A 10,193-nucleotide genomic window follows, 5' to 3' on the forward strand; every position below is an offset into this window, starting at 1 on the left:
GGGTCTGGCCGGGGGCGTACAGGTAGCGGTTTTGGAGGCGGTCGGCGGGGATGGCGAGGGCGCTGTATTGGCGTTGTCCGCGCGGGTGTTGGGGGTGGTGCAGGCGTGGCTGGCTGCTGATGGGCTGGACGATGTGCGGCTCGTGGTGGCGACGCGGGGTGCGGTGCCCGCTGGTGACGGCGCGGTGACCGATCCGGCCGGTGCGGCGGTATGGGGACTCGTACGCGCCGCCCAGACCGAGAATCCCGGCCGCATCCTCCTCATCGACACCGACCCGGCCGCCGCCGACGGCGCGCAGCCCGTGCTCGGTCCGGCGCTCGCCCTCGCAGAGCCCCAGATCGCCGTGCGCGGCAGGACGCTCACGGCGCCCCGCCTCGCCCGCGCAGCAGCGCACCCCCTGCTCGACGGCGTGCAGTTCACGCCCGACGCCACGGTGGTGGTCACCGGCGGCACGGGCTCCCTCGGCGCCCTCGTGGCCCGGCACCTCGTCACCCGTCACGGCGTACGCCACCTGGTCCTCGCCAGCCGCCGCGGCCCGGCCGCAGCCGGTGCGCAGGACCTGGTCGCGGAGCTGACCGGCCTCGGCGCGGCCGTGTCGGTCGCGTCCTGCGACGTCTCCGACCGCGACCAGGCGGCCGCCCTGCTGGCCTCGATACCCGGCACACACCCGCTCCGCGGCGTCATCCACACGGCGGGCGTGCTGGACGACGGCGTGATCGGGGCGCTCACCCCGGAGCGCCTGGCGAAGGTGTTCGCGCCGAAGGTCGACGCGGTACACCACCTCGACGCGCTCACCCGAGACCTGGACCTCGACGCGTTCGCCGTGTTCTCCTCCGCCTCGGGCGTGTTCGGCTCGGCGGGCCAGGGCAACTACGCGGCCGCCAACGCCTTCCTCGACGGCCTGATGGCCCAGCGCCGCGCGGCCGGGCTGCCCGGGGTCTCCCTGGCGTGGGGCCTGTGGGAGCAGGACACCGGCATGACCGCCCACCTCGGCGACGCCGACCAGGCGCGCGCCGACCGCGGCGGAGTCCTCGCGATCTCGGCGACCGAGGGCATGGAACTGCTCGACGCCTCCCTCGCCTCCGGCCGGGCACTGCTCGTACCGATCAAGATGGACCTGCGCGGCGCGCGTGCGGGCGCGGCCTCCGGCTCCCCGGTCCCGCACCTGCTGCGCACCCTCGTCCCGGCGGGCCGCGGCCAGGCGCGGGCAGCGGCAGGGAAGGACGGCGACCTGCCCCGCCGTCTCGCCCCTCTCGCGGAGGCCGAACGGGAGGCCCTGCTGCTCGACCTGGTGCGTACGCAGGCGGCACTCGTGCTCGGCCACAGCGGGGCCGGGAGCGTACGGGCGGACACGGCGTTCAACGAGGCCGGGTTCGACTCTCTGACCTCGGTGGAGCTGCGCAACCGGCTGCGCGAGACGACGGGCCTCAAACTCCCGGCGACACTGATCTTCGACTACCCGACCCCGCAGGCCCTCGCCGGGTACCTGCGCGAGGAGTTCGGGGACACGGCGGCGGCCGGAGCCTCCGCCGTGACGACGGCCGCAGCCGCGGACCCGGACGAGCCGATCGCGATCGTGGGCATGTCCTGCCGCCTGCCCGGCGGCGTGACGGACCCCGAGTCGCTGTGGCGCCTGGTGCACGACGGGCGCGAGGGCATGTCGGACTTCCCCGACGACCGGGGCTGGGACCTCGACGGCCTGTTCGACGCCGACCCGGACAGCGTCGGCACGTCGTACGCCAGCCAGGGCGGCTTCGTCCAGGGCGCGGGCTCCTTCGACCCGGCCTTCTTCGGGATCTCGCCACGCGAGGCACTGGCGATGGACCCCCAGCAGCGGCTCCTCCTGGAGACCACCTGGGAAGCGCTGGAGAGCGCGGGGGTCGACCCCGACTCCCTGAAGGGCGGGGACGTCGGGGTGTTCTCCGGCGTGTCCAGCCAGGGCTACGGCGCCGGGGTCGTCGCACCCGAGCTGGAGGGCTTCGCGAGCACGGGCACCGCGTCGAGCGTGGCCTCGGGCCGCATCTCGTACGTCTTCGGCTTCGAGGGCCCGGCCGTCACCGTCGACACGGCGTGCTCGTCGTCGCTGGTCGCCATGCACCTGGCGGCGCAGTCGCTGCGCCAGGGCGAGTGCTCCATGGCGCTCGCCGGCGGCGTGACCGTCATGGCGACCCCCGTCAGTTTCGTGGAGTTCTCGCGCCAGCGCGGCCTGGCCGGTGACGGCCGCTGCAAGGCGTACGCGGACGGCGCCGACGGCACTGGCTGGTCCGAGGGAGTGGGCCTGGTCGTCCTGGAGCGCCTGTCGGTGGCCCGCGAGCGCGGCCACAAGGTCCTGGCGGTCCTGCGCGGCAGCGCCGTCAACCAGGACGGTGCCTCCAACGGTCTCACCGCCCCGAACGGTCCCTCCCAACAACGTGTCATCCGCAAGGCGTTGGCCGGAGCCGGGCTCTCGACGACGGACGTGGACGCCGTGGAGGGCCACGGCACGGGCACCGCGCTGGGCGACCCGATCGAGGCACAGGCACTGCTCGCCACGTACGGGCGCGACAGGGACCCCCAACGGCCTCTGTACCTCGGCTCGTTGAAGTCGAACATCGGACACACCCAGGCGGCCGCGGGCGCGGCCGGCGTCATCAAGATGGTGCAGGCGCTGCGGCACGGCGTGCTGCCGCCCACCCTTCATGTGGATGCGCCCTCGTCGCAGGTCGACTGGTCCGTCGGCGCCGTGGAACTGCTGACCGAGGCGCGGGACTGGCCGCGCGAGGGGCGTCCGCGCCGGGCCGGGGTCTCGTCGTTCGGCATCAGCGGCACGAACGCGCACCTGATCCTGGAGGAGGCCCCCGAGGAGCCGGCCACGACCGTGACGCACGGGACCGGCGTCGTACCCCTGGTGGTGTCGGCACGCAGCGCGGCCTCCCTGGCCGGGCAGGCGGAGCGGCTCGCGGCCCTGGTCGAGAGCGCCGACGAGACCTCGCTCGTGGGCGTCGCCGGAGCGTTGGTCGGGCAGCGGGCACTGCTGGGCGAGCGTGCGGTGGTCGTCGCCGACTCGACGGAGGAGGCGGCCGCCGGACTGCGGGCGCTGGCGCGCGGCGAGAGCCCGTCCGGCCTCGTCACCGGAAAACTCGGCGGCTCGGGCGGTCCGGGCAAGGTCGTGTGGGTGTTCCCGGGTCAGGGGTCCCAATGGGCGGGCATGGGGCGGGAGTTGCTCGACTCCTCGCCGGTGTTCGCGGAGCGGATCGCTGAGTGCGCGAGCGCCCTGGACCCGTACATCGACTGGTCACTGGTCGACGTACTGCGTGGAGAGGCTTCGCCGGAGTTGCTGGAGCGGGTGGATGTGCTGCAGCCGGCGAGTTTTGCCGTGATGGTGGGTCTGGCGGCGGTGTGGTCGTCGGTGGGTGTGCGTCCTGATGCGGTGGTGGGTCACTCGCAGGGCGAGATCGCCGCGGCGTGCGTCGCGGGGGCTCTGTCTCTGGAGGACGCGGCCCGGGTGGTGGCGTTGCGCAGTCAGGCGATCGGTGAGCGGTTGGCCGGTCGTGGAGGTATGGCGTCGGTGGCGCTGAGCGAGAGTGACGCGATTGCGCGTCTGGGGCGTTGGGCGGACCGGGTCGAGGTCGCGGCCGTCAACGGCCCGAACTCGGTCGTCATCGCGGGCGACGCGGAGGCCCTGGACGAGGCACTGACCGCCTTCGAGGCGGACGGTGTCCGAGTGCGCCGCGTCGCCGTGGACTACGCCTCCCACACCCGGCACGTAGAGGACATCGAGAGCACTCTCGCCGAGACCTTGTCCGGCATCGAGGCGCAGGCCCCCGCCATCCCGTTCTTCTCCACGGTGACGGGTGGCTGGGTCGAGGACGCAGATGTCCTCAACGGCGCTTACTGGTACGGGAATCTGCGTGGCCAGGTCGGCTTCGGCCCGGCTGTCGCCGAGCTGGTCCGCCAGGGCCACGGCGCGTTCATCGAGGTCAGTGCGCACCCCGTCCTCGTGCAGCCGATCACGGAAACCGCCTACGAGAGCGGCGCGGACGTGGTCGTTGCCGGTTCGCTGCGCCGCGACGAGGGTGGCCTGCGCAGGCTTCTGGCGTCGATGGCCGAGCTGTTCGTGCGCGGCGTCCCCGTGGACTGGACGGGCGCCCTGCCCGCCGACGTCACGGCCGCGGACGTCGACCTGCCCACGTACGCCTTCGACCACCAGCACTACTGGCTCCGGTCGACGGAGACGGCCACCGACGCGACGTCCCTCGGGCTCGCCGGCACCGGTCACCCGCTCCTCGGCGCGGTGGTGGAACTGCCGCAGTCCGACGGGCTCGTGGCCACCTCACGCCTGTCCCTCAAGTCCCACCCCTGGCTGGCCGACCACCGCGTCGGCGGCGTGGTGCTCGTCCCCGGCACGGGGCTGGTCGAGTTGGCCGTGCGGGCCGGTGACGAGGCCGGGTGCAGCGTGCTGGAAGAGCTAGTGATCGAGGCGCCCCTCGTGGTGCCCGACCAGGGCGGCGTACGCGTCCAGGTCGCCGTGGGCGGCCCGAACGGGAACGGCTCGCGCACCGTGGAGGTGTACTCGCGGCGCGAGGACGCCGACAGCGGCGCGGACGCCTGGACCCGGCACGCCAGCGGCATGCTGACCGCCACGCCCCCGCTCGGCAGCGGAGCACCGGAGTTCGACTTCACCGCCTGGCCGCCGCCCGGCGCGGAGCCGGTGGAGACCGCGGGGGGCTACGACCTGCTCACCGAGGTCGGCTACGGCTACGGCCCCGCGTTCCAGGGCGTACGCGCACTGTGGCGACGCGGCGACGAGATGTTCGCCGAGGTCGCCCTGCCGCAGGAGCACCGCAAGCAGGCCGCCGGATTCGGCATCCATCCGGCGCTGCTCGACGCCGCTCTGCACTCGCCGCTGCTCCAGATCGCAGGGACGGGCCTAGGGGAGGACCAAACCACCGACACCGCTCAGGAGTTGAGGCTTCCCTTCGCGTGGAACGGCCTCGTGCTGCACGCCGCGGGCGCCTCGGTGCTGCGGGTGCGCCTCGCGCAGCCCGAGCGCGACGCGCTGTCGTTGGCCGCCGCGGACGAGACCGGCGCCCTGGTCGTGTCGATGGACTCGCTGACGTCCCGGGCGGTCTCCGCCGAGCAGTTGGACACGGCGGCGGGCGCCCCGCGCAACGACTCGCTGTTCCACGTGGACTGGACCGAACTGCCCCTGAACTACAGGCCGGAGCACATGCCTTCGTGGGTCCTCGTGGCCACCGCGGAGGACGTGGCGACCCTCGCGGACGACGTCGAGTCGGGCATCGCCGAGGCCCCGGCCGTGGCCGTGCTGCGGGCTGTCGGCGGCGAAGGCGAGGGCGCCGCGCTCGCCTTGGCGACCCGGGCGCTCGAAGTCGTGCAGTGCTGGCTGGACGGGCCCGGTCTGGAGGACACCCGGCTCGCCGTGGTCACCCGGGGCGCCGTCCCGGCAGGCGACGGCACGGTCACCGACCCGGCCGGTACGGCGGTGTGGGGCCTGGTCCGCGCGGCCCAGGCCGAGAACCCCGACCGCATCGTCCTGATCGACACCGACACGGAGACCGACACCGGCACCGAGGAACTCGCGGACGTCCTGGGCGCGGCCCTGGCCGGCGGCGAGCCGCAGGTCGCGGTGCGCGGCACCACCCTCACCGCGCCGCGGCTGGCCCGCGTGAGCAGCCAACTCCCGTCCAGTGCCCCGGTGTTCGGACCCGAGGGGACCTTCCTGGTCTCGGGTGCCGGCTCGCTCGGCGCCCTGCTGGCCCGGCACCTCGTCGTCCGGCACGGAGTGCGTGATCTGGTGCTGGCCAGCCGCCGTGGCGCGACGGCCGACGGCGTGCCGGAACTGGTCGCCGAGCTGACCGGACGGGGCGCGGCGGTCTCCGTCGTGGCCTGCGACGTCTCCGACCGCGACCAGGTGGCGGCCCTGCTGGCCTCGGTGCCCGGCCTGCGCGGTGTGGTGCACACCGCGGGCGTGACCGACGACGGCGTCATCGGGATGCTCACCCCGGAACGCCTGGCGAGGGTGTTCGCGCCGAAGGTCGACGCGGTCCGTCATCTCGACGAGCTGACCCGGGGCCTGGATCTCGATGCGTTCGTCGTCTATTCGTCCGTCTCGGGCGTCTTCATGGGTGCGGGCAGCGGTAGTTACGCGGCCGCCAACGCCTTCCTCGACGGCTTGATGGCCGAGCGTCGCGGGGCCGGGCTGCCCGGTCTCTCCCTGGCCTGGGGGCTGTGGGACCAGTCCGGCGGCGGCATGGCGGCAGGCACCGACGCCATCGTCAAGGAGCGGATGAACCGGCGCGGCGGCCTCCAGGCCCTCACCCCCGCCGAGGGCATGGACCTGTTCGACGCGGCCGTCGCGTCGGGCCGGGCCCAGCTCGTGCCCGCCAAGCTCGACCTGCGGTCGCTGCGGCAGCAGGCCGGGGCCGACGGGGGAGTGCCGCACATGCTGCGCGGCCTGGTCCGCGCGGGCCGCCAGCAGGCCCAGGCGGCGAGCGCCGCCGAGCAGGGCCGGGCAGTGACGCAGCGGCTCGCCGGGTTGTCCCGCGCCGAGCAGGCCCAGTTGCTGCTGGACCTGGTGCGGGCGCAGGTGGCCGCGGTGCTGGGCCACGGAGCCTCGTACCGGATCGACCCGGACCAGGGGCTGTTCGAGGTCGGCTTCGACTCGCTGACCTCGATCGAACTGCGCAACAGGCTCCGCGACCTCACCGCGCGCAAGCTCTCGCCCAACCTCGTCTTCGACCACCCGACAGCGGGCATGCTCGCCGCCCACCTCCACGAGCTGCTGTGCGGCGAGGAGGCGGCACGGCCCGTGGCGGTCTCGGTGTGACCCGCGCACACCCCCTGTCCGTACCCCGAACTCCCTTGGGAAGAAGGTGAAGGAACGTGTTCGACGTCGACAGGTATCTCCGGCGGATCGGCTGCGCCGGGGAGACCGGCGTGGACATCGCGACGCTGCGCAAGCTCCACAAGAACCACCTGATGACGATTCCGTACAACGGAGCCACGCAGGACTTCGGCGACGGGCCGAGCCTCGTCGACCTCGACGAGGACGCCACGTTCGAGACGTGCGTCGTCCAGGGGCGCGGCGGCACCTGCTTCCAGCTGAACCGGCTGTTCGCCCGGCTCCTCACGGAACTCGGCTACGACGTCACGCTGCTGGCGGCCAGCACCGCCGAGGGCTGGGAGGCCTGTGGCCTCGACGTGGAGCACATGTTCCACCACGTCACCCTGGACGGCGAGCAGTGGCTCGTCGACGTCGGCTACCCCGGCCCTTCCTACATCGAGCCGCTGCGGGTCTGCGACGCGGTGCAGGGCCAGTACGGAAGCCAGTTCCGGCTGGTCGAGCGCGGGTCCAGGATCGCTCTACAGCGGCGCGGGAGGATCACCCGGTGGAGCGTGGTCTACAGCTTCACGACGACTCCCCGGCAGTGGAGCGACTGGAAGGACATGGAGGACTTCCTCACCCGGGAGATCGCGGCGGACACCGGGCCGCAGGACGGCACGAAGGTCCTGTGCGGCCGGACCCTCGACAACGGTCAGGTCGTCCTGAAGGGCCGCCGGCACCTGACGGTGCGCGACGGCCGCGACGAGGTCCGCACCATCACGGACGACGCCGAGCACGAGCGGCTGCTCTCCCACCTGCTGTCCGGCTCCTTCGGCTGACACGCACATTCCGAGCGTTCCGAGCACTCCGAACTCCCCCTACCAGCAAGCCCCTCGAAAGGGATGATGATGGCGAAGGAAACAGCCGATGTGATCGTGATCGGCGCAGGGCCGGCCGGCGCGGTCACCGCCTACGTGCTCGCCAAGCAGGGTCACTCGGTGCTGCTCCTGGAGAAGGAGCCGAACCCCCGGTTCCACATCGGTGAGTCCCTGCTGCCGTACATGATGGGCCTGTTCGAGCGGATCGGCCTGCGCGAGGTGGTGTCCTCCCAGGGCTACGTGCCCAAGTTCGGCGGCGAGTTCATCGACCCGACGGAGCAGAAGTTCTTCGAGGGCGTCTTCCGCGCCGACTTCACCAAGCAGGGCGAGGGCCGCCACGACAACGCGTTCCAGGTGCAGCGCGCCCGCTTCGACCGGATGCTGGCCGAGCAGGCCCAGGCCGCCGGCGCGAAGCTCGTCCTCGGCGCGAACGTGGGCGAACTGCTGATGGACGGCGACCGGATGGTCGGCGTCCGCTACGAGCACGACGGCGAGAGCCACGAGGCGCACGCCAGTTACGTGGTCGACGCCAGCGGCCGCACCGGCCGGATCGCCCACCGCTTCGGCCTGCGCAAGACCCTCGAGAAGCTCCGCATGGTCGCGGTCTTCCGCCACTACAGCGGCCTCGACGAGAGCCACAACCCCGGGGTCGAGGGCGACATCCAGGTCGGCGCCCACGACGACGGCTGGGTCTGGGCGATCCCGCTCACCAAGGACACCATCAGCGTCGGCACGGTCATGCCGCGCGACGTGCTGCGCGCCTCGACGCCGCAGCAGGTCTTCGAGGAGCACGTGGCCCGCATCCCGCGGATCACCGAGCGGCTCAAGGGCACCGAGCCCGCCATGGACCTCAAGATCGAGACCGACTACTGCTACCACTCGGACACGGTCACCGGACCGGGCTGGCTCATGGTCGGCGACGCCGGCTGCTTCGGCGACCCGATGTTCTCCGGCGGCGTCCTGGTGGCCACGGCCACCGCCGTGCGCGCGGCCGAGACGCTCGGCGAGGCCCTGGCCGACCCGTCGGCCGAGGAGCGCCTGCTCGACCGGTACGCCAACTACTTCAAGACCGGCTACGACACGTACATCCGCCTCATCCACGCCTACTACGACGGCGAGCTGGTCGCCATGGCCGCCGACGCCGCACGCTCCACCGACCGGGACACCCTGGAGAAGTACCTCGTGCGCCTCATCGGCGGCGACTTCTGGAGCGAGCACAACTCGGTGGCGGCCGAGATGCGCCGCCGCAAGGAGTGGGACACCTTCGAGCCGTTCCAGCGGGTCTACGGCTGCCCCTCCTACCCGCACCTGGACGAGCAGGACCGCAAGGAACGGTCCGAGGCCCGCGTCCTTCGGGTGACGGCGGGCCGGTAGACCTCATGGCATCCATTCCGTTGCGCCTCGCAGGCCATGCGTACGACGTGCTCATCGGCCCCGGGGTGCGCACGTCGCTCGCCGGGATCGTCCGGCGGCTGGGCGCAGAGCGGGCCGTCGTCGTGTCGGCCCGCCCGCAGGAATGGGTGCCCGACACCGGTGTGGAGACCCTCCTGCTGCCGGCCCGGGACGGCGAGCAGGACAAGACCTTCGCCACAGTGGAGGCGTTGTGCGGCGCGTTCGTACGCTTCGGACTCACCCGGTCCGACGTCGTCGTGTCCTGTGGCGGCGGCACGACCACCGACGTGGTCGGTCTTGCCGCCGCCCTCTACCACCGGGGCGTGCCCGTCGTGCACCTGCCCACCTCGCTGCTCGCCCAGGTGGACGCCAGCGTGGGCGGCAAGACGGCGGTGAACCTGCCGCAGGGCAAGAACCTCGTCGGCGCGTACTGGCAGCCCAGCGCGGTCCTGTGCGACACCGACTACCTGTCCACGCTGCCCCCGCGCGAGCTGCTCAACGGCTACGGCGAGATCGCCCGGTGCCACTTCATCGGCGCCCCCGACCTGCGCGGACTGCCGCTCGTGGACCAGATCGCCGCCGGCGTGCGGCTGAAGGCCCGCGTCGTGGAGGCCGACGAGCGGGACACGGGCCTGCGGCACGTCCTCAACTACGGCCACACGCTGGGCCACGCGCTGGAGAAGGCGACCGACTACGCGCTGCGCCACGGCGAGGCGGTCGCCATCGGCACGGTCTTCGCCGGCCGGCTCGCCGGCGCCCTCGGGCGCATCGACGCGGCGCGGGTGGCGGAGCACCTGGATGTCGTCCGGTCCTACGGGCTGCCCACCGCGGTCCCCGCCGAGACCGCACCGCAGGCGTTGATCGAGCTGATGCGGCACGACAAGAAGGCGTTCGGCAAGCGGGCGCCCGGCTCCCTCGCGTTCGCCCTCGACGGGCCGCACGGAGCCGAACTCGTCGATGACGTACCGCAGGAGGTGGTCGCGCGCGTCCTCGGCGGGATGCCGCGGGCGCCGCTGGCCGACCTCGTCGACACCGCCGCCGTCCCGGTCGGGGCGGCGCCGTCATGACGCGGTCACCGGCGACGCTGACCGGCGGCGCCC

At 73.0% G+C, this 10,193-nt stretch carries 4 protein-coding genes; all 4 read left to right on the forward strand.

Annotated features, from left to right (window positions below):
- The first annotated feature begins 94 nt into the window (after positions 1–94).
- The 4 genes from G3I40_RS42130 to G3I40_RS42145 all read left to right on the forward strand — a co-directional run bounded on the left by G3I40_RS42130 (position 95) and on the right by G3I40_RS42145 (position 10,160).
- A complete protein-coding gene (locus G3I40_RS42130; protein WP_203645803.1) occupies positions 95–6,826 on the forward strand; it encodes a type I polyketide synthase in 6,732 nt (2,243 codons plus the stop codon).
- A gap of 56 nt (positions 6,827–6,882) precedes the next feature.
- Positions 6,883–7,662, forward strand: a complete 780-nt coding sequence (locus tag G3I40_RS42135) for an arylamine N-acetyltransferase (protein ID WP_164560075.1) — start codon at positions 6,883–6,885, stop codon at positions 7,660–7,662.
- A gap of 90 nt (positions 7,663–7,752) precedes the next feature.
- Positions 7,753–9,075: an NAD(P)/FAD-dependent oxidoreductase gene (locus G3I40_RS42140; protein WP_203645805.1), complete on the forward strand. Its 1,323-nt coding sequence runs from the start codon at positions 7,753–7,755 to the stop codon at positions 9,073–9,075.
- Between the two features lie 5 nt (positions 9,076–9,080).
- On the forward strand, positions 9,081–10,160 hold the full coding sequence (locus G3I40_RS42145; RefSeq protein ID WP_164560077.1) for a 3-dehydroquinate synthase family protein: 1,080 nt from the start codon (positions 9,081–9,083) through the stop codon (positions 10,158–10,160).
- Positions 10,161–10,193: the final 33 nt, after the last annotated feature.

It is taken from the genome of Streptomyces sp. SID14478 (assembly GCF_010548525.1).
Taxonomy (GTDB): domain Bacteria; phylum Actinomycetota; class Actinomycetes; order Streptomycetales; family Streptomycetaceae; genus Streptomyces.

Bases quoted from the DNA above. Each gene is read 5' to 3' on its own strand.
- G3I40_RS42145 (WP_164560077.1), top strand. From the start codon at position 9,081: ATGGCATCCATTCCGTTGCGCCTCGCAGGCCATGCGTACGACGTGCTC.